The sequence below is a fragment of the Flavobacterium sp. genome, from assembly GCF_024642105.1.
Taxonomy (GTDB): domain Bacteria; phylum Bacteroidota; class Bacteroidia; order Flavobacteriales; family Flavobacteriaceae; genus Flavobacterium.
The window spans coordinates 350,657-372,544 of record NZ_JAHEBT010000053.1 but is presented as its reverse complement, the minus strand read 5'-3'; the positions used below and the strand labels follow the sequence as shown (position 1 = coordinate 372,544).

The following is a 21,888-nucleotide window of genomic DNA, read 5'->3' as shown; positions in this document are numbered from 1 at the left end:
ATGATAACCCTTACAGGCAAAACTATCTATCTACGCGCATTAGAACCCAATGATTTGGAGTTTGTCTATGCAATGGAAAACGACCAAAGTATTTGGGAAGTCAGCAATACACAAACACCCTATAGTCGGTTTTTAGTGAAGCAGTATTTGGAAAATGCCCATCAAGATATTTATGAGGCCAAACAATTGCGATTGGCGATTTGTCAAGACGAAGATTTTCCTGCCATAGGGTTGATTGATTTGTTTGACTTCGATCCTCAAAATAGGAGAGCCGGAATCGGGATTGTAATTCAATCTATTGAGAATAGAAAGCAAAATATCGGTTCAGAAGCTTTAGAATTGCTAATTCAATATGCTTTTTACAATTTGAATTTGCATCAATTGTATGCAAATATTGCCACAGAAAATACGGCTAGTATAGCACTTTTTACTAAATTTGGGTTTGAAAAAATAGGCGTTAAAAAAGATTGGGCGTTAGTCAACGGAATCTTTAAAGACGAGGCTCTTTATCAATTAGTTAATCATTCATTTTAAAAAATACAATTTTGAATATAAAAAAAATCATCACTACAGTTAGTATTGTTGTCATTTCAGCTCTAATGATTTACGGACTTATATTAGTACGTCAAATATTTTCGGACAATACTAAATTTGAAGAAAATGAGGTGTATGTTTACGTTCCAACGGGTTCAGATTATGAAGCAGTTAAAAAAATAGTAGCTCCGTATGTTGAAAATACGGATCGATTTGATGCGGTGGCGAATAAAAAGAAATACCCTAATAATGTGAAACCAGGTAAATTCCTATTCAAAAAAGGAATGAATAGTAATGAACTGATTAACGCTTTACGAATCAATAATGAAGTGAAATTATCATTCAATAATCAGGAGCGATTAGAAGATTTTGCTGGAAGAATAAGTTCTGAAATTGAAGCGGATAGTATTTCGTTATTAAAGGCTATTAAAGACTCCACTTTCTTAAAAGAAAATGGATTTAATGAAGAAAATGTGTTGACGATGTTTATTCCTAATACCTATGAATTGTATTGGAACACAACGGCAATCAAGTTTCGCGATAAAATGATTAAAGAATACCGCAATTTTTGGAATGAAGAGCGTGTTGCAAAAGCCAAAGCACAAGGTTTAACCCCAATTGATGCAACAATTTTAGCTTCGATAGTTCATAAAGAATCAGTGAAAAAGGATGAAAGACCTAGAATTGCTGGGGTGTATTTGAATCGTTTGCATAAAGGGATTTTATTACAAGCGGATCCTACTGTTATTTATGCGGTGAAAAAGAAATCAAATGATTTTACGCAAGTAATAAAAAGAGTTTTAAATAAAGATTTACAAGTAGCCTCTCCATATAATACCTATTATAGTGCGGGACTACCTCCAGGTCCAATTGCGATGCCTGACATTACAGCAATAGAGGCGGTTTTAAATCCAGAAAAACACAATTATATTTATTTCTGTGCGAGTGTAGATCGTTTTGGGTACCACGATTTTGCAGTGACTCAAGCTGAACATGAACAGAATGCTAAAAAATATTACAATTGGATTAATAGTCAAGGTGTAAAAAGATAGTTTAAAAAGGCGAAAATCAGTTGTTTTTCGCCTTTTTTTAGTCGTTAAATTGAATAAATAATTGATAAAAATGAGCTTTTTTGAGCTCTTTTTTATTACTTCTTAAAAATGCTTATGATGGCTTTTTATATGTTCTCCGCTGTACAAAGTCTCCCAATTGTATCACCTACACATTGTGATTTAATGCATAATTTGAATAGTAGCCAAAATGAAAAAGCCTGTAAATCATAGGATTTACAGGCTTTTAGCTTTTTCTGAAATAGTTTCAGTGGAGAATAGAGGAGTTGTCTCGAACTATTTTAATTCAGATTTGAAACTTTTACAAAAAAAATGACCCTAAAAAAAGTTAGGGTCATTGGTTCGACTTAGTGGAGCAGAGAGGAGTTGTCTCGAACTATTTTAATTCAGATTTGAGACTTTTGCAAAAAAAATGACCCTAAAAAAAATTAGGGTCATTGGTTCGACTTAGTGGAGAATAGAGGAGTAATCTCGAACTTTTTTAAATTAGATTTAAAACTTTTGCAAAAAAATGACCCTAAAAATAATTAGGGTCATTGGTTCAACTTAGTGGAGAATAGAGGAGTAATCTCGAACTTTTTTAAATTAGATTTAAAACTTTTGCAAAAAAATGACCCTAAAAATAATTAGGGTCATTGGTTCAACTTAGTGGGCAACATAGACTTAAAATCGAACCAAACAATTGATTTTCTGAAGGTTATCGGTTCGATATAAAACAACCAATGACCTTAAAACTGAATTTAAGGTCATTGGTTCAACTTGTGAGCGCTATAAATTTAAAATTAAACCAACTCATTGATTTTCTGAAGGTTATCGTTTTGACATAGAACAAGAAATGAACGTTATTTCAAATGACAAATTTTAGTATCACTAATTTTGATACACGAGAAAAAATATTGCGCCAAATAAATAATATTTATAGAACTTTATTAATAAGAAACTAATTATGCTTCAAATACAACCGTATTAAAAATTAATGTACGCATGTTTTTAATTTTAGATTGACGCAATGCGTATATTTGGTTTTTGGCAGTAATTATAAAAACATATGTGTGAAATAGAAACAGCAAAAGATTTTTTAAAAGATATTATTAGTGCATTAATTGGAACAGGAACTGCACTTCTAATTTTTTACCTAACAATCCAATCGGAAATAAAAAAGGAAAAGAAAAAAAGTAAAGATGAAGACAGTAATCGAGTAAGACATTTTTCAAATCTTATCAAATCTTCTATTGGACACATAGAAAAAATTACGTCAAACTTAGATGAAATGGTTTCTAATTACGAAAAAAACAATCTTGAATTTCAATTATTAAGATTTTCTCCAAATAAAAGTTTAAATAGATTAGAAAAACTATTAAAAAACGAAAACTATTTTCTCTCATATATAAATATTTTTGGAGAAAGCAAAATTAAAACCTTTAACAATATCTCATCGGAAGTTGATTATTTCAATATGCAAATAGACCAACTTTGGACAATGGTAGAAAAATCTCAACATTTTGATTATGAAAGAAAAACCAAATTTAAATTCCAAGTAAATGACTTGATGAATTTAACCGCTTGGTTTACCAAACAACCTAACTTACTAGAGTATGCTGATATAGAAAAGTTGAATTCTTACATTAAAGATTTCTATGATAATATACAAGACGAGACTGATTTGAATTATTTTTATGAGTTCATCAGAAAAGTGCTTGAAAATGTTTTAATAAAATACACTAACAATCAGCTTATTCTTGAACACTTACCAAAATTTAGAGACACATCCGTACTTTTCAGAGAAATCAAAATGCAAAACGATAATCATAAAGAAGATTTAAAACAAATATCAAAAACTCTCAAACATTCATTACAAAGTTATAAAAGTGATGCGTCAGAATTGATAAAATAACTACTGCCAACAATAGTTTGGCAAAATGGCGGGAACAGTACTAAATTGGATCAAAGTTCTTCTATTGAACTTTTGGGCAAAATTGAAAATTTAGGCTTCTAAATCCGCAGCTTCGCTAAGCTGCAAGACGTTAGTAGCAAGCTTTAAAGAAACACAAAAACACACACGATTAGAAAACAATGAGAAGAATATTAGAACTAAATAATACTGAAGCAAGAGCGTATTTTCTAAAAACTGAAAGCTATTTCAATTTTGATTTACCTCAATACTTTGTTTTTCAAAACATAATTAATCAAGTTTCTGCGCAATTGACAGGACGCAGATTATCTGATTTTTTAGGCACTTTTACAACTCCAGCTGGTCAGGTAAAATCTACTTATCCGTCAGATTTTGAAAATGTAAATTATTCTTTCTTAAACAATAAAGACGGGAAGTTTGCTTGGCGACCATTCCAATTAATACATCCAGCATTATATGTTTCTCTTGTTCATAATATGACCGAAGAAGCTAATTGGAATTTGATAAAGGCTAGGTTTACACAATTTGATGCAAATCCAAAAATAAAATGTTATAGCATTCCATTGGAATCAGAAGATGTTCAATCAGACAAAGCTACAACAGTTACTCAATGGTGGCAAACAATAGAACAACATTCTATCGAACTTGCTCTTAAATACGAATATGTTTTACACACAGACATAACAGATTGTTATGGTTCAATATATACACATTCTGTTTCTTGGGCTATTCATACAAAACCATTTGCAAAACTACTTGCAAATCGTAACAACCATACTTTAATTGGAAACTCAATTGATAAACATCTCCGAGAAATGGCATTTGGACAAACAAATGGTATTCCGCAAGGAAGTGTAGTTATGGATTTTATAGCAGAAATTGTTCTTGGCTTTGCCGATTTAGAGCTCACAAATAGAATACCTGCTCACGTTCAAGACTATCAAATTATTCGTTACCGTGATGATTATCGTATTTTTTCTAACAATCCTCAAGATGCTGAATTAATTACCAAAATATTGACGGAAATATTAATTGAACTCGGTATGCGGCTTAATGCATCTAAAACTATAGTTTCTAATAATGTAGTTCGAGACTCAATAAAACCAGACAAGCTCTATTGGATTTCACAGAAAAATGGAAGTAAAAGTATCCAAGAACATTTACTTATTATTCACAATTTATCAGAAAAACATCCTAATTCAGGAAGTTTGAGTAAGGCGTTAGGAAAATTTTATGACAGAATAAAAGGTTTGGCAGAACTTCACCATGTTCCTGTTTTAATTAGCATTCTTGTGGATATAATGTATAAAAACCCAAGAACCTATCCAATAGCTTCGGCTATATTAAGTAAACTCTTTTCAATTTTAAATGATGCGAGTAAAAGAGAAGCAATCCTTGAATCAATTATGGCCAAGTTTGAAAAAATCCCAAATACTGGACATATCAAAATATGGCTCCAACGTTTGACAATTAAAATCGATAGAGCTAAAGTTTACGAAGAAAATCTTTGCAGAAAAGTTAATGACCAAACAATACAAATTTGGGATTCAAGTTGGCTTAATGCTAGATTTAAAACTCTGATTGATAATACCCCAATAATTGACGAACAAGTAATTCAAAATATTGATGTCGTTATAAATCCATTTGAAGTACAACTGTTCATTGCAGAATATGATGAGGACCCAGGAGATTAAAGCCAGTCACTAACAGCCGTTTCACACAATTGTTGGTTTTTGTTTTAACGTGTTCACGAAAAACGTTTATCTTTAACAGAAAATAATCAGTTCGCTGTCTTCACTTCAGCGTCTAGCCGAGAAACGTTAGAGTTCATCTTATAAATAATGTTTAGGTTTAAATCGTTACTATCACAACCAAAAATAAATCCTTAGCACTGCGCTGAGTACAAGCAAACTTTTGGAGAAACAAATTGACCTTCTATTGAGGCGTATTAATTGAGTACGGAGGCTCAGATTTTTTCTTTCAATCCTATTGGTCCCAAAACGGGTGACTTTATGAATAGTGTTGTGAATTATAAATTTGTAGTGAATCAACCCATCAGTATAAATTCGCTTGGGATTGGAAAGTACTACGGTTTTAATAACTTGATTGAGTGTTTTCTTGGTTCTTGAACCAACAGCAAAACTGATTACATTTTTGTTGACTCTATCTAAAGCATATACTATCCAAATTACCTTGCCCTTATGCCTTAAAAAAAGTCCTCATTTCGTCTACTTCATAGATTTGACCAGAATAAATGGGTGGCGATTGCACTCCTTTGGCAATAAACAATATGCGTTTTAGTAAAGTGGTGGTAGAAATACATAAAACTCGAGCCATACTTCTAATTCCCATACCCTCTTTAATAAGCATTACAATATGGGCATTGATTTCTTTACCATAGCCATTATTTGTATAAAAATCGATGCACCGTTTCGTACATGTTTTACAATAAAATTGTTGTTTTCGGTTAGCAGTAAACCCATTTTTAATAAGTGTAGAAGCAGTACAATGAGGGCAAATTTTAGTATCACTAACTTTGTACATGAGGACGTATAAAAAGCCATTTTTAGCGTTTTTAAGAGACAATAAAAAATAAAAAAAGAGAGACATATAGTCTCCCCTTGTTTGAAATAAATCAATTTAAATATTGATTATCAACATGTTAAATTGTGAAATTTGTATCATCACTAACTTTGATACACGACCTACTAACTTGTCGTAAATTATTAAGAATATTTACAAGTAGGCGACTTTTTCCAGCTGCATTATTACCAATTACAATAGTATAAAAATTTTTTTCAGGATTTTTTGTCTCTTTTAGTGAAATTGGAAACACATCTCCATTAATCTCTGCTCTTATTATTCTTATATTTTTCATTTTGTTATTAGATTGTATTTCACACTTCCTGATAATATTTTTAATTAAGTATTTTTGATGCCATCTTGATGTTTAAACTTAATAGTCGATTAAGTATGTTTATATCAATCCAAATTTATAATCACATATATTATCTTCTAATTTGATTTGGAGTTTAACTTTTGTTTTTATAGTTAAAGGGAATATTTGTTTTAACTTAAAATAGACAAAACTGAGCTTATATTCTTAATATTTCCATTAAATCTATAATATAAAGCACTACTGTGTTATTACTTTTACTTATATATAATTAACACACATTTTATGAATTTTTTTTCAGTTTTTAGTTGGAAGTAATTACTTTTAATTTAAGTGCCAACATCGCAATTTATACAAATGTTGTAAAACTAGTCTAAGCTATCTTTAAAGATATTTCTGAATAAATATAATGCTTAAAAAATAGATTGTTTTATGAATACCTATTTAAGAAAGGGCGTTTTGATAATAGATTTTAATTTTGAAATAATTTTTATTCATCATTTAATTCAATTATTAGGTAGGTTCCCTAGAATATATTCCATATCATGAAGTATTTCTTTTTTACCTAAAATATCGTCTAACCATTTTAAACAATTTGGTTTTGGTTCAGTGCCGTCTATTCTACTAACAAATTGATAGGATTTTAAAGGTTTATCTTTTCCATTTGATAATTTTATTCCATGTGCTGTTTCAAAATCTGTGTTGTGTAAATATCTTCTAGACAATCCATTTTTAATTGAATTTGATTTAATAACATTATCCCAAATTATTTGGTTTAAAGTCCAAGCTGGATTTCTATTATTATTTACACTGAACTCATTGTCAATATCATGTATAATATAGTGTTCGATGTGAAATGCAGTAAGTACCTCTTGAAAGAAAGGAATGTTGTTTTTGGAGCCAGTATTTAATACAAATACTTCTTTATCAGGGTAAAATCTATTTAGCAAATCTCGATAGACAATTGTTTCGGTGTCTCCTTCTACTAATAATACTTTATCTACATAAAAAGATTCACAAATATGAGGATTGAAACGATTAATCATTTGAACTCGCTGCTTTTGGTCTTCATCTTTAGCAAACAAATTTTGACCTACTTGAAATGTAAATGAATTTTCATTATCATCTTTTGTAACTCTTAACAATGAAGAGTGTGGTTTTGAAATATCAATCATTAAAGGCGAATGCGTAGCACAAAGAATTTGATATGGACTATTCTCTGCAAGTTCATATAGGCTTTCTCTTAACTTGAAAGCTACTTTAGGATGTAGAAATAATTCCGGTTCTTCGTAAAGAATTATATATTCTTTTTTAATTCCTGTTCTATTTTGTTTAAGAAATGTCATAAAATTATATAGAGCCTGTCGTATAACCCCATGCCCATTTTGCAAAAAACTTTCTTTTCGAGTAGAATTATTTTTCTCTACTGTAACTGTGTGATTTTTCTTAAACGCATCTTCAATTTTAATATTTTCTTCTTTATTAGCCTGAATTTTTAAAGTTAAATTTGAAAATATTTTTTGAAAATTCTCATTTAAATCTTCATTATATTTTTCAACAGTTTCCGAACTAATAATATTCGATTGGAGTTCTTTAATTTTAGAAGTTATTTCATCACAAAGTTCTCCATACTCTAACTTAATTTTTTTTAAAAAATCATCCTGAATTAATTTATTTACTTTTTCTTCAAGAGAATTTGAAGTTTCCATTGCATTTATTGCAATTGGAGTTGGAGTATATTTTGTGAATAAAGTATCCATACCTCCAAATCCGTTTGGAATCCATTCATTCTCATGAGGAGAAAAGGTTTCTTTTTCAAAATTCCCGCCAGATTCAGACCATTTTTTCCGTACTTTAACGATGTTATTATTATCTACCCATTTATTGACCCAGTCAGGTTCTTTAGTTTTTCCGGTACCTTGCAAGCTAATATCTCCCTCATCCTCTTCTTCTTTATAAAACCATCCTTCAATTATTATTGGGAAATTAGTATTGTAATCATAAAAATCTTCCTGATTTGCTTTTTGAGAAGAATTAACAAAAAATTCATAAGCTCTTAAAAAAGTTGATTTACCAACATTATTCTGACCAATTAAAAAAATAATATTAGAATCGCAAAACTCTATTATGTTTTGATTTCCTTTTAGGCCTCTAAAATTTTCAATTATTAATTTGTGTAATTTCATTTGGTATAAAATCTTTAGTTTGATTTAAATTTTGATTTTATTTTAAAATTATTTCAATGTTTAGTCAGTCAAAGTCTTTTGTTAATAGATGACAGTTTAATTTTAGAAATAGAGTAATATAAATTTATAATCAAATTTAAGAGCAATAATATCAAGTAATTGATTTTATTTTTTAACATTTAACAAAGGATGTAGTTTAATTGTAAAATATGTTAAAAAAATAAAAATAATTTAATTATTTGATAACTTCAAAAATGAATATGGAATAGTGTAGAAGAGTATTTATAAAGAATTTACTCAAGAGATATGAGTCTAATTGAGGTTGTTTTTTAAAATTATTTATGTAAACTATAAAATTTGTAGTTAGGTATATTAAGCAATTATTTGAAGACAATTTCTATTGTAGTCCCTTTAACTTCATTTGAATAAAATCTGCACATCCCATTTATTGCTTTTGCTCTTTCTCGGATGTTTTTTAAACCATTACCTTGTTTTATTTTTTTTAAGTTAAACCCAATACCATTATCCCAGATTCTGATAGTTATTGTATCTACAGTTTTAAAGATAAATACACAACATTTTTCAGCTTTAGAATATTTATTGCTGTTTTGTAATGCTTCTTGGATTATTCGATAAATGTGAATTTTGTTATTATTTGTGATTGATGACCAATCAATATATTTATCAATAGATAAATAAAATTTTGTGTTGAATACGTTTTTTTGACTCTCAATTAAATTTTCAAGAATTTCAGGCAATGTTTTGTCTTCAAAAAGTAAATTTTGTTGCAAATTGTGAGACACCTTTCTAATTTCATTTTCTACTTTCTCTAGTTCATTAACTAATTGGTTTTTTTTTGCTATTGCTTTAGAATCCAATTGCATTAAGTTAAAACGAGTGGTAAAAATGCTATTTACTATACCGTCGTGTAATTCCATTGAAATCCGATTTCTTTCCTCATTACGAGCTTGTTCTTGTTCAGAGTGTTGAAACAGCATTAATTGATAAATTTTTTCATTTGATTCTTGTTGTTCCTTTATAAAAATCAATTCTTGGTTCTTAGATTTAAGTCGAAATATTAATAGCAAGCCTCCTAGAAGTAAAACAATGATTCCCGAACCTATAAATACATCTACAATCTTTTTTGATAATATCTCGTTTTGTTCTTCAACTTGATCCGTTTCGTATGCAATTCTTGCAAATTTATTTCTAGTTCTCCTTTCTAAATTTTGAATGCTATCATTAACTTTAATGTATAAATTAGAATAAAATGTTTTGTATTTAGAGTCATTTTCAGTTAATAATTTTAGAGAATATAAAATATCATAATTACTATTAATTTTTTTAGATAAAATATATCCTTCTTTAATATAATTCAGTGCTCTAACGGTATCTTTTTCATTTAGGTAATATTCTCCAATTTTAATTTTACTGGATACAATACCAGGTAATATTTGGAGGCTATCTCTGATTCTTAAAGACTCAAACAATAATTTCTTAATATTTTTATTAATGCCTAATTTCATTTTTGAATAACCGAGATTATTCAACAACATAGCATACAATTTTGGGTAATTTAACTTCAAATCTTTTGTTTGTAATCCTTTATTATACAAATAGATTCCTGATTGATAATTTTTAAGTCTTTCATAGACTGCACCCATATTATTATAACAGGATATTCTTGATTTTATAATTTTCTGCTCAGAATAGTTTTCTCTTTCTAGTTGTTCTAATTGTTTTAAGGCTAAACCAAAATATTCTAAAGCCTTTTTATAATTATTTAACTCTTTTAATGAAATTGCAATCAAGTTGTAACATTCATATACTAATCTAGTATTATGAATTTTTGAAAGTAATCTCAAAGCCTTGACAGCCTCAATTTCGCTTTCTGTGAAATTTCCTGCATCATATAGAATTCCTGCTTTATAAAGTGTTGTTTTTCCTATGTTTAATGTATCCTTAATTTTTTTATATATTTTTTCAGATTGAGAATAGTAACTGAAAGCACTGTCTAATTTCGACTTGTCATCGTAATAATCTCCTATATAGTATAGTGATTTTGCTATATGCGAACTATCGTTATCCTTTACAGATAAACTATTAATTTTTCGGGATAAATTTAGATATTTGTCAAGTGAGTTAAGATTGTAAAATTTAAAAGCAATTTTAAAGTATATATTTCTTGTTATAGAATCATTGTGTTGTTTTTGTAGTTTTTGACATAATGTATCTAAGTATTTTTCTTCAATATCAGCTTTTAAAGGTTTCTGTTCGGTTTTTTTAAAAAAGGTTAATACATCACTGCTTTTTTCATTTTCAATTTTATTTTTCTTACAAGAAACCAGTAGTAGTAATAAACTGGTCAACATAACAATCACTAATTTCATTTTCAAGAAATTTATAAATCTCATCAAAAATAAAGATTAAAAACCAGACAAAATGTTTTTTAAACTGATTGTCTGGTTTAATTATTATGATTTTTATGTTTTGGTTTTATCTTTATCGATATCTCCAATCCCAAGGTCGATAGAATTTAGTCTTCCAATCGAATCGATAACAACTTTTGAAATGTTTTTATTAGTTGTGTTTTTAAAATCTTCAATACTATCCGTGGTACATGAAGACATTAGAGTAATAGCTGAAATACAGCACATAACAATTAGTAGCTTTTTCATAAAAAAAAATGTTTAAAAATTAGGGAATAGTTTACACTGGTACTCATCCTAAATTGGGGTACCTTTTTTTAAGAAAAGTCGGGAATTGACCGTTCTAAATTACCGAGAATGAAACTTCTAAAAGCAGATTTTCCCCATCCTCAATAATTATTTAGAAGCTTCTGTTTAATTATAACTATGACAAATTAACGAGTAAAAGCCAAGAAATTATTAAATCAGAGGATGGTTTTGGTGAGTAACGTTATTTCAATAGTTTTATAGGATATGTAGAGGGTGAAATCTATTGTTTAACAGAATATGGAAATTAAATCTAGATTTTTTTCAGATTTAGAAAAACTATATATTTATTTTTCTTACTATAGCATCGATGTTATCTCTATAGTTCAAAGAAAATGGTAGTATTTCATTATAATTCATATAACATTTTGATTTGCTCAAATGAATTCGTGAAACATGATTAATGTTGACGATATAACTTTTATGAATCCTTAAAAAGTAAAATGGCAAGGTAATTTCAAAATGTTTTAATGTTTTATAAGCATTTACGATTTTCCCATTATGCATTTGGATGTCAGTTGTGTTGTTGTCTGCCTTTAAGTAAATGATGTCCTGTAATGCTACAAATTGATAGTCACTATAAGATTTGATACAAATAGTAGCTACAGATGTAGAAGGGTTTCTTTTTTCAAATTTAAATAGACTTTTCCCTAATTGGTGTAGGTTTAATGGTTTTAGAATATAGTCGGAAAATCCTGATTGGATTGCCTCAAGTGCATAATTAGGAGATGATGTTAATCCTATGAAATATGGCATTGTGTCTACATATTGGAATAGCTCTGTAATAGTTGTAAAGGATAAATCTCCTTCATTAGATTTAAAAGGAATTCCAATAAATATGAGTTGCGGCTTTAATTTTATAATTTGATTTATGGCCGTTTGATTATCTTTGAAAACACCAGCACAAAAATAATTGGGAAAATTTTCGAATAGTTCTAAAGTTTTCTTAATAGTTATGGTATTATTGTCAATAATGAGAAAAGAAAAACGCATATCATTTTACTAAGAATTATAAGTTGTAATTTAAAGTAGAATTAATTTATTTTTTTGTAGAAAAACTACATATTTTGTTAAAGTTAAAATGTTTGTAATGAATGTATTTGTTGTAGATGACCACCCCATGACTGTAGAAGGATATGTTAATTCTCTTACTGGAGGCTCTTTCGGGGAACATCACCCTGTTTTCACTAAAGCTTATAATTGTGAAGAAGCTTACAAAAATATCTTAAGATGCATTTCAGAAAAACAGTTTTTTGACATTGCTATAATCGATAAAGGGTTACCTAGTTACGAAGAAAAATCTATTCTGTCTGGAAGTGATTTGGCTATTTTTATTAGAAAAGAGATGCCTAATTGTAAAGTTATTATTCTTACTGCTCATACTGAAGTTATTATTGTATATGAAATTTACAAGAAAGTAAGGCCTGATGGGTTTATAATAAAAACCGATATTACTCCTGAAAAATTACAGCAAGCTGTGATAGAGATAATTTATGGAAACACATATTTAAGTAATACTGTAAAAAATTGTATTAATGAAATATGGAAAAAAGAGTTGATGGTTGAAGATTACAATCGACAAATTCTTTTGTATTTATCGAAAGGGTTTAAAATAAAAGAGTTAGAAGGGGTTATCTTTCTGACAACAAGCGCAATCCAAAAGCGTATCATCAGAATGAAAAAAACTTTTGAGGTTACTGATGACTCTAGTCTGGTAAAAGAAGCAATTAAGCAAGGATTTATTTAGACTTACCTAGTAAATTTTAACATGATTTACTTAAAAACAACCTTTTTTGTTAAAGGTTGTTTTTGCTGTATACGTAATCAATTTCTTATTTATATTTTCGGTATGAGTAATTTTTATTTATTCATGCCAGGTATAGTTATACCTAATATTTATAGATAATATTATTAATTATTTAATAGATTTTTTATAAAAACACAATACCTCAAAATTAGCTTTTCATATAAATATATTTAAAATTCAATAATTGATGAATAAAATTTCTCGTTTAGTAATACTAATACTAATGTTTATTCCAGTTGCTTTGTTTTCTCAAATAAAGTTAACAGGCAAAATTGTGAATCAAAAAGATGAGCCTCTAAATCTTATTGAACTACTTGTTTTAACTAAAGACTCTATTGCAGTAAAAAGTGAATTGACTAATATCAATGGTGAATTTTTATCAATTATAGAAAAAGGAGAATATATTTTACAAGTTAGACAGTTAGGGGAAATTTTATGGAGACAAAAAATGAATTTGACTAAAAATTTAGATTTAGGTATTTTAAAAACAGATGTGAGTAAAAAACAATTAGATGAGGTTGTAGTAACAAGTAAAAAGAAACTCATAGAAAGAAAGGTAGATAGGCTGGTTTTTAATGCAGAATATTCCACGCTAGTTGGTGGTGATGCAATTGATGCATTGAAAGCAACACCAGGCTTAATAATACAGGAGAATTCAATATCAATTGCTGGTAAATCGACAATTGGAGTTATGATTGATGATAGATTAATTCAACTATCAGGGGAAGATTTAACTAATTTACTTAAAAATATTTCTTTTGATAATATTTCTAAAATAGAAGTTATTAGCTCTCCTCCTGCAAAATATGATGCCCAAGGAAATAGCGGTTTGGTAAACATTGTATTAAAAAAAGCAAAAAAAAATTATTTTAGTGGAAATGTAAAGACATCATATACTCAGGCAATAAAAGGAACAAATGGTTTTGGAGGAGTTATAAATTACCAAAAAAATAAACTAACAATTATTTCAAATTTTGATTTTTCAAAAGGAATTGTTGTTCCAATTCAGAAATACAATATTTATTATCCTAATTACTTATGGGATGAAACTTATAACGTAAAAAACTCACGAGATAATATTTCACAAAGAATTGTATTAGATTATAAAATAAAATCTAATACAATTGTCGGTTTAGAATATAATAGAAACGAAAATTTATCTGATATAAAATCTACTAATGAATCTAAAATTAGTGTTAAAAACAACTTGGATTCAATAATAAAAACATCATCATTAAAAAATATTCATAGAATAACAACTTCATTGAATTTTCATAGTGTTACTAAACTTGATACTTTGGGCAGAAATTTATCCTTCGATTTTGATTATTTTAATTATGATTATTCTAATAATAACAATTTTAATACAAATACCTTTTTTTCAAACGAAGAGTTAAAGCCTAATCGTTCTTTTCTAGCTTATAATAACGGAATTCAAAATATTAAAATTTATTCATCAAAGATAGATTTTACAGTGCCTTTAAGTTGGACTAAGCTATCGTTTGGGGGCAAGTTATCTATTACAAAAAATGATAATGAAACCTTATTTTATGATATTCTTTCTAATCAATATAAGTTGGATGTCAATAAAAGTAATCATTTTCTCTACAACGAAAATAATCAAGCACTATATGTTTCAGCAAGTAAAGAATTGTCAAAAAAGTTGACTATTCAAATAGGGTTGAGATTAGAAAATACTTATAATACAAGTACATTAATAGAACAAAATAGCGTCTATAAGAATAATTATACAGAATTATTTCCCACTTTTTATTGGACATATAATACTTTAAAAGAAGCAGTATTCTCATTGAACTACAGCAGAAGGATAGAAAGACCTTCATATAATTTATTAAATCCGTTCAGGATTTACTCGACCTCTACAAATTATACAGTAGGAAACCCTTACCTATCACCATATTTTAGTAACAATCTAGAGTTCTCATTTACAAAAGGTAATTTATATAATTCAGTGTACTTTAATTATATAAATAAAGGCATCGATCAAATAACAATTACTGACAATTTGTTAAATTATCAATATACGATTCCGTATAATTTTTTCTCAAATATGACTTATGGATTATCTGAAAATTTTACCTATAATAAAATTACTGGATGGGTAAGTAATAATGGGTTGGATATATCTTATTCTGAAACAAATTCTATCTTGAAAGAAACACTTCCACAGATTAAAATGTGGAGTGTATATTTTTCAAGTTTCAATAGTTTTAATCTGAACAAATTAAAAACATTAAAAGCTGAAATCAATTTTATTTACCAATCAGCATCTATATCAAACAGCTATAAAACAACTGCTTACTATAAATTTGACGCTGGATTGAGAAAAGAATTGTGTGACAAACGATTACAGCTAGCTATAAGCATAAGTGACATTTTTAAAACTAGTGCAATTGTTTTTAGTAATAATGTAAATAATATTATACAAGAAAAATTTGACTACCCCGACAGTCAAAAGATTAGGTTTTCCGTGCTTTATAAATTCGGTAAGTTAATTAAAGATGATAAAAGAGAATTTAGTAATAAAGATGAAGAAAGAAGAACTAAATAGGAGTGAAACATATTAAAAGAATGCTTGCAAGCGAGTCCGATATTGACTTTATGACTCTAAAAGAATAGTCACTAATCTTAAATAAATATAAAATGAAATTTAAATTAAACAAAAATGATTCAAAATCATTAGAAAATTCAATTAGTTTAATTGAAAATCCGGTGCTAAAAAAAGCTGCATTAGATGTAGCTAATATGTCTTTATCTGGGGGTATCGTCCCTGATGATTTTGCACAGGTAACTTTCGCTAAGGCTATTTGGACACAAGCGTAATAATTAATTTGAAACCGTCTGAAGAATATTTTTAGACGGTTTCTATATTAAAATAATTCTTTTTTTAGTTTAATTTTTTTACATAAACAAATCCTGAAAATAAATGAAAATAGATAAAATTGTAGTAAAAATTGCAAGTCGCTGTAATATTAATTGCTCTTATTGTTATATGTACAATCTTGGAGACTTATCCTACAAATTACAACCTAAATTTATTGAAAGTACAACAACAGAAAATTTTGTAAAAAAAATACTTTCACACTTACTAGAAAACAAAATAGATGCTCTAGGGATTATTATTCACGGAGGAGAACCCTTACTGATGAATAAATCAGAGTTTGAAATTTTCATAAATCATTTCAATATTTTAAAAGATAATAAAATTAAGGTTTTTTTCTATCTTCAAACTAATGCAATACTTATTGATAATGAGTGGTGCAAATTGTTTAAAAAATACGATATAAATATTGGGGTAAGTTTAGATGGAGAAAAAAATGAAAATGATAAGTTTAGGGTTGATAAAAATGGAAATGGAACTTATGAAAAGGTTATCAATGGTATACAGGTTTTAAAAAATAACAATCTAAGTACTGGAATTCTGTCAGTTATGAATTTACAATCAGATCCAATAGAATATTATAATCATTTTAAAAGTTTAAACTTAAAATCTGTTGAGATTTTACTATTAGATGCAAACTACGATACTAAAGACTCTGTTTTTAATAATATCATATCCCCTGCAGAATGGTACATTGAAATTTTTAATAAATGGTATTCTGAAGATAAGCAAAATTATAGAATTCGTTTATTCGATATGATAATTAAGGAAATAATTGGGGAAAACCAGAGTTTAGATTCATTAGGGATAAGTGAAAACAACGTATTGGTATTAGAAACTAATGGAGATTTAGAAGCTGTAGACGTTTTAAAAGCATGTGGAGATTCATTTACTAAAAATGGTATTAATATAAATACCCATGAAATAGATGAAATAAGCAAATCAGAACTTATTGACGTCTATTATAATTCTGGAAAATATTTACCAAGGAAATGTTTAGCATGCCCTGTTCAAGAAATTTGTGGGGGTGGTTATTTGCCACACAGATACAGTTCATTAAATGGATTTAACAATCCAACAATATATTGTGATGATTTATTAAGATTAATAACACATATCCAAAATGCTGTAATTGATTCTTTGCCAATAGAATTGAAAATTGAAACGGGGATTTCTAAATTAACTTATGAAGATGCTAAAATAATTATTGAAAAAAAATTATCGGATATAACTGACCCTGAATATACGTCAAAACTTGAGTCTTTTAAAAATGATAAATATAAATTATTTTCTAACGTTAAAGAATAGTTTTAAACTAATAAAACCTTCAGTTAACTTTGAAGATTTAATTATGAAACTAAGATTTAAAAAATTCCCTTTTATTCAACAATTAGATAGTGCTGATTGTGGTCTTGCGTGTATTAGGACAATCAGTAAATATTACGGTGTTAATATTTCGAGTCGAAATATTATTTTCCAAGAAAGTAATATTACCAGACAAGGATTAATGTTTTCTGAATTAGAAAGGCTCTCGTCAAAAATTGGATTTGAAAATTTATTTGTTGAACTTGATTTCGACGAGATTGAAGGAAATGTTATTTTACCAGCTATATTTTTCTGGGGTCAGAATCACTTTATTACTGTTTATAAAATTACTAGAAGTAAAATATACGTGAGCGATCCAGGTATCGGAAGGCTAGTGTACACCAAAAAACAATTTTTGGATGGATGGAAAGGTCTTAAACGAAAAGGAGCAATTTTATTATTAAGACCAACAAAAGAACTTTACAAACATCATGAAGTAGAGACTTTCAAGAGGAGAAAAAGTTTCATTTATGTTTTACAGTATTTACTGAGTTATAAAAAACATGTTTATTTGCTAACATTTATTCTTTTATTATCGTCTGTAATTGAATTTGTTTTCCCTTTTTTTACACAAAAAATTATAGACAAGGGGGTGCGATTTAAAAATTTTTCTTTTTTGTATTTAATTTTAGTGGGACAAATAGTTTTGTTTGTTAGTAAAATAGTTAATGAATTTTATAGGTCATGGTTGTTTATATATATTAGCTCGAGAATAAGTCTTAGTTTAGTCTCTGATTTCTTAAAGAAATTAATGAATTTGCCAATTCAATTTTTCTGCTCAAAAACAATTGGAGATTTACTTGAAAGAATCGATGACCATAAAAGAATTGAAAAATTTTTGACAGATGATTTGCTTAAAAGTGTATTTGCTTTTTTTAGTCTAATTGTTTTTAGTTCAATTCTTTTATACTTTTCTAAATCTATTTTTATTATATTCATTGTTGGAAATACATTGCAATTAATGTGGATTTTTAACTTTTTGGAAAGAATTAAAATTTTAGATAAAATAAAATTTAAATTACTAGGAAAGGAACAAACTAAAAATATTGAATTATTAACAGGACTCCAAGAGATTAAACTTAATAATCTAGACGATTTAAAAAGAAAAGAATGGGAAAATATTCAATTAGAACTTTTTAATACTAATGTAAAAAATCTCAAATTAAATCAGCGATATGAAAGTTATCGATTTATATCTTTTTTTACTTCAATTTTAATAACATTTTTTTCTGCTTTGTCTGTAATAAATGGGGTTTTATCGTTAGGAGCAATGATGTCAATAATTTTGGTAATTGGTGCCGTAAATGTTCCTATTGCACAATTAATAAACTGCGTTTTAAATTTTCAATTATTAATGGTTAGTATAACTCGGCTAAATGAAATTAATGATATTTCTGAAGAATCTAGTTTAGAAGAAAAAGAAAGAAATTTTAATAATGGTGATATTGAGTTAATTGATTTGTCGTTTTCTTATAATGGTGTTACAAATGTATTAAATAATATAAATTTTAAAATTAAAAAAGGCACTACTACTGCCATAGTTGGTTTAAGCGGAAGCGGTAAAACAACCCTAATTAAATTACTTTTAAAATTTTATAAGCCCCAAATAGGATTTGTTAATTTGAATAAAATTAATATTGAGGCTATAGAAGATAAAATTTGGAGAAATAGATGTGGGGTAATTTTCCAAGACAGTTTTATTTTTTCTAATTCTATTGCTTTTAATATTTCGTTAAAAGAAGAATATGATGTAGATAAATTACATTTGGCAGTTGAAAATGCAAATATAAAATCTTTTATTGAAGAGTTACCTATGAAATATGAAACGCTTATCGGACAAGAAGGCATTGGAATTAGTCAAGGACAAAAACAGAGAATATTGATTGCGAGGGCAATTTATAAAAATCCAGATTATCTTTTTTTTGATGAAGCAACAAATTCATTAGATGCTGAAAACGAAAAAATTATAGTCGGAAATATCGAAAAATATTTTAAGGGGAAGACTATATTAGTGGTTGCACATCGTTTGAGTACGGTAATGAATTCAGACCAAATTATTGTTTTAGAAAAAGGAAGTATTGTAGAAAAAGGCACACATAATGATTTAATTAATTTAAAAGGGAAATATTTTAATTTGGTAAAAAATCAATTAGAGCTAGGAAATTAAAAAACACAAAATGAAAGGAACATTATTTAAAGAAATTCCTGGAAAGTTTTATATTATTGGTGTATTAATTTTGTTATTTAATACAATATCTATATTATATGTTGTTAAATTATTATTTTTTTAAATAATTAAACAATATATAATAGATTAATCGCCACTGAAATATAATACAAAATTGAGCTTCTAAAAATGAAATTTCAAATCAATTTTTTTATCACTTGTCCTCGATATAAAAATTGTAGTAATGTTGCTGATTTTCTTTTGATACCTAGAATAAAAAATTGCACATAAAATTTTTTTAATATTCTTCAAAAAAATAGTCATTATTGTTGATGTTGATTAAGAACTTTGAAAAACGCCTAAAATGTTATCATTTTAAATGGCTATAAAACTGTAGAATACAAAATAATAATAAATTAGTTTTATTTTTAGGTAGCAATAATAATTTGGAAAAGTACCAATTTGAGGTATTATATTAAATTTCAAATTAGTTTTTATTTTCTAAGCTTCGTACCCAATAATAATTTAACACTATTTATCCAAAATCCTCCTTATTTGTTAAGATATGAATTTATATTAAACTAGTTTAGAACTAAGTAATTAAATTCGTTTTATAAATTTTGTTGTTGTTGATATAATTTGAATTTTAGACTATTGAATAAATGAAAAGAAAAATTGGTTTGTATTTTTTGTCTCTCTGGTTATTGTTTTTTTTGACATTTATAATTACCATTCAAATCCCTTTCTGTTTTGAAAAAGAATGGGAATATATAGGTACTAGCAATTTATTCAAAAATAATATAGTTGCTTTTCTGAGTATTATTTTCATCATAATAGGAACTATCTCATTCTTTGATTTTTTGTATAAAGTGAAAGGTACGTCAGAGTTACCTTTTAAAATAATATCTATTGAGAAAAGAGATTATGAACATCTTACATTCTTAACTACATATATAGTTCCTTTAATTTGTTTCAATTTCAATAGTTTAAGGTATTTGATAGTATTTTATATACTGCTTTTTATTATGGGTGTTATCTACATAAGAACAGATTTGTTTTATGCAAATCCGTCATTAGCCATTCTACAATTCAGAATATATAAGGTATCAGGATGTTTTGTTCGCAATGATATAAGAAACAATGTAATTTTAATTACTCTAGATAAACTAGATAATTCTGATGAAATAAAATATATAAAATTAGACGATCGTATTTATTACGCAAAAAAAGTGAATAATGAATAAACAAGAATTAAACAATAATCTAAATTTTTTATTTCAGCCAAATGCTAACATACAAGTGATTGTATATGCAGTTTTAAATAACCATGAAAATCCTAGAAAACTTGATATTGATGATAATGATTTATTAGGTATTAAAAATATGTTTTTGGATAGTATTACCAACTTAATTGTTAATGAGAGAGAACATGTTGTATTACCACTTTCAACTGCTGACGAGCGAGGCAAATGTTTTTATGAATATGATTTAGAATTGCCTGATGAGTTGATAAATTTGAATGAAATTATAGGTAATGATAATATTGAACTGTTCAATTTTAATGATGAAGCAATAATACACATTAATTCGTTAATTATTGTTCTAGGAAATGGAGAACATCAAGTTTCACTATATAAAAAGCTATCTCCAGTTGAAATTATAGGTAGAGGTAGCTTCTTTTTAATAAAGTCAGCTGAAAGATTCGAAAAATTCAACAATAATCTTTTACGAATAAGCCCTGGATTTCAAGCAATATCGATAAATAATACTGTTATTATACTAAACTTAAAAACTATTGAAAAATCTTTTGGTTTTGTAGATGTAATAAAAAGAGAAGCTATTATGGGTATTGAAGCAATCAGAGAAATAGCAATTTTGCAGAATATTGATTCCCTAGTAGGATTAATCAACAATACTACTTTTGCAAGAAAGCTTATAAAAATAGCTAAATTTTCTCCTGTCATTCAAAATAATATTCCAAATGCGCAGATTATTCATTTTTCAAATACACATCCTGCGCTTCAAGGGAAAATTAGATATAATGAAGACCAAACATTAATTAAATTAGATACAAAGGTTTCAATAAAACTATTTGTAAAACTTTTAAATGATGATTTTCTTACGTCTGAATTAACACAACTCTACTACGATAGTTTAGCCAAAGATGATATTAAAAGTGCTGAATTTGAAAAATAAAATAGTTTATATAAATGTTGGATAATTAGTAAAAAATATAATTTGTATCGGCTTAATTAAATTGGATAATGATAGAACTATAAGGAATAAATAAGATTAATTAATAAAATGAAATTTA

18 protein-coding genes are annotated in these 21,888 nt (G+C 27.3%); 11 read left to right on the top strand and 7 right to left on the bottom strand.

Annotated elements, in window-relative coordinates; all coding sequences use genetic code 11:
- The 4 genes from Q0L65_RS09940 to Q0L65_RS09925 all read left to right on the top strand — a co-directional run bounded on the left by Q0L65_RS09940 (nt 1) and on the right by Q0L65_RS09925 (nt 5,210).
- A complete protein-coding gene (locus Q0L65_RS09940; RefSeq protein ID WP_296685865.1) occupies nt 1–534 on the top strand; it encodes a GNAT family N-acetyltransferase in 534 nt (177 codons plus the stop codon).
- Between the two features lie 11 nt (nt 535–545).
- Nucleotides 546–1,586 carry an endolytic transglycosylase MltG gene (mltG, locus tag Q0L65_RS09935; protein WP_296685862.1) on the top strand — a complete coding sequence of 347 codons (1,041 nt, stop codon included), beginning with the start codon at nt 546–548 and terminating at the stop codon, nt 1,584–1,586.
- Nucleotides 1,587–2,652: 1,066 nt separating this feature from the next.
- Nucleotides 2,653–3,498, top strand: a complete 846-nt coding sequence (locus tag Q0L65_RS09930) for a hypothetical protein (protein WP_296685860.1) — start codon at nt 2,653–2,655, stop codon at nt 3,496–3,498.
- A 179-nt stretch (nt 3,499–3,677) separates the two neighbouring features.
- A complete protein-coding gene (locus tag Q0L65_RS09925; RefSeq protein WP_296685858.1) occupies nt 3,678–5,210 on the top strand; it encodes an RNA-directed DNA polymerase in 1,533 nt (510 codons plus the stop codon).
- A 171-nt stretch (nt 5,211–5,381) separates the two neighbouring features.
- Here the strand turns inward: Q0L65_RS09925 and Q0L65_RS09920 are convergent, their stop codons facing one another.
- The 7 genes from Q0L65_RS09920 to Q0L65_RS09890 form a co-directional block, all read right to left on the bottom strand.
- Nucleotides 5,382–5,663, bottom strand: a complete 282-nt coding sequence (locus Q0L65_RS09920) for an IS1 family transposase (protein ID WP_296685916.1) — start codon at nt 5,661–5,663, stop codon at nt 5,382–5,384.
- A gap of 52 nt (nt 5,664–5,715) precedes the next feature.
- Nucleotides 5,716–6,060: a hypothetical protein gene (locus tag Q0L65_RS09915; RefSeq protein ID WP_296685856.1), complete on the bottom strand. Its 345-nt coding sequence runs from the start codon at nt 6,058–6,060 to the stop codon at nt 5,716–5,718.
- A 118-nt stretch (nt 6,061–6,178) separates the two neighbouring features.
- The gene (locus tag Q0L65_RS09910; protein ID WP_296685854.1) at nt 6,179–6,394 is read right to left on the bottom strand and encodes a hypothetical protein; all 216 of its coding nucleotides are present in this window, start codon (nt 6,392–6,394) and stop codon (nt 6,179–6,181) included.
- Nucleotides 6,395–6,918: 524 nt separating this feature from the next.
- Nucleotides 6,919–8,598, bottom strand: coding sequence for an AAA family ATPase (locus Q0L65_RS09905; RefSeq protein ID WP_296685852.1), 1,680 nt, complete (start codon nt 8,596–8,598; stop codon nt 6,919–6,921).
- 380 nt (nt 8,599–8,978) lie between these two features.
- On the bottom strand, nt 8,979–10,988 hold the full coding sequence (locus Q0L65_RS09900; protein WP_296685850.1) for a tetratricopeptide repeat-containing sensor histidine kinase: 2,010 nt from the start codon (nt 10,986–10,988) through the stop codon (nt 8,979–8,981).
- Nucleotides 10,989–11,081: 93 nt separating this feature from the next.
- Entirely contained in the window at nt 11,082–11,276 is a 195-nt protein-coding gene (locus Q0L65_RS09895) for a hypothetical protein (RefSeq protein ID WP_296685848.1), read from the bottom strand.
- A 336-nt stretch (nt 11,277–11,612) separates the two neighbouring features.
- Nucleotides 11,613–12,326: a LytTR family transcriptional regulator DNA-binding domain-containing protein gene (locus Q0L65_RS09890; protein ID WP_296685846.1), complete on the bottom strand. Its 714-nt coding sequence runs from the start codon at nt 12,324–12,326 to the stop codon at nt 11,613–11,615.
- Nucleotides 12,327–12,423: 97 nt separating this feature from the next.
- On the opposite strand from Q0L65_RS09890, the gene Q0L65_RS09885 reads away from it, so the two are divergent.
- From Q0L65_RS09885 to kwaB, 7 genes are all read left to right on the top strand, one after another.
- Nucleotides 12,424–13,080, top strand: a complete 657-nt coding sequence (locus Q0L65_RS09885) for a response regulator (protein WP_296685843.1) — start codon at nt 12,424–12,426, stop codon at nt 13,078–13,080.
- Between the two features lie 247 nt (nt 13,081–13,327).
- On the top strand, nt 13,328–15,712 hold the full coding sequence (locus tag Q0L65_RS09880; RefSeq protein WP_296685841.1) for an outer membrane beta-barrel family protein: 2,385 nt from the start codon (nt 13,328–13,330) through the stop codon (nt 15,710–15,712).
- Nucleotides 15,713–15,804: 92 nt separating this feature from the next.
- Nucleotides 15,805–15,984, top strand: coding sequence for a hypothetical protein (locus tag Q0L65_RS09875; protein WP_296685840.1), 180 nt, complete (start codon nt 15,805–15,807; stop codon nt 15,982–15,984).
- A 103-nt stretch (nt 15,985–16,087) separates the two neighbouring features.
- Nucleotides 16,088–17,350, top strand: coding sequence for a radical SAM protein (locus Q0L65_RS09870; protein ID WP_296685838.1), 1,263 nt, complete (start codon nt 16,088–16,090; stop codon nt 17,348–17,350).
- On the top strand, nt 17,313–19,574 hold the full coding sequence (locus Q0L65_RS09865; protein WP_296685836.1) for a peptidase domain-containing ABC transporter: 2,262 nt from the start codon (nt 17,313–17,315) through the stop codon (nt 19,572–19,574). Before Q0L65_RS09870 ends, Q0L65_RS09865 begins: the two co-directional genes overlap by 38 nt.
- A gap of 662 nt (nt 19,575–20,236) precedes the next feature.
- Nucleotides 20,237–20,818 (top strand): anti-phage protein KwaA, encoded by a 582-nt coding sequence (gene kwaA / locus Q0L65_RS09860; protein ID WP_296685834.1) that lies wholly within the window; start codon nt 20,237–20,239, stop codon nt 20,816–20,818.
- Entirely contained in the window at nt 20,811–21,770 is a 960-nt protein-coding gene (gene kwaB / locus Q0L65_RS09855) for an anti-phage protein KwaB (protein WP_296685833.1), read from the top strand. The genes kwaA and kwaB overlap by 8 nt, the downstream gene beginning before the upstream one ends.
- The last annotated feature ends 118 nt before the right edge of the window (nt 21,771–21,888 follow it).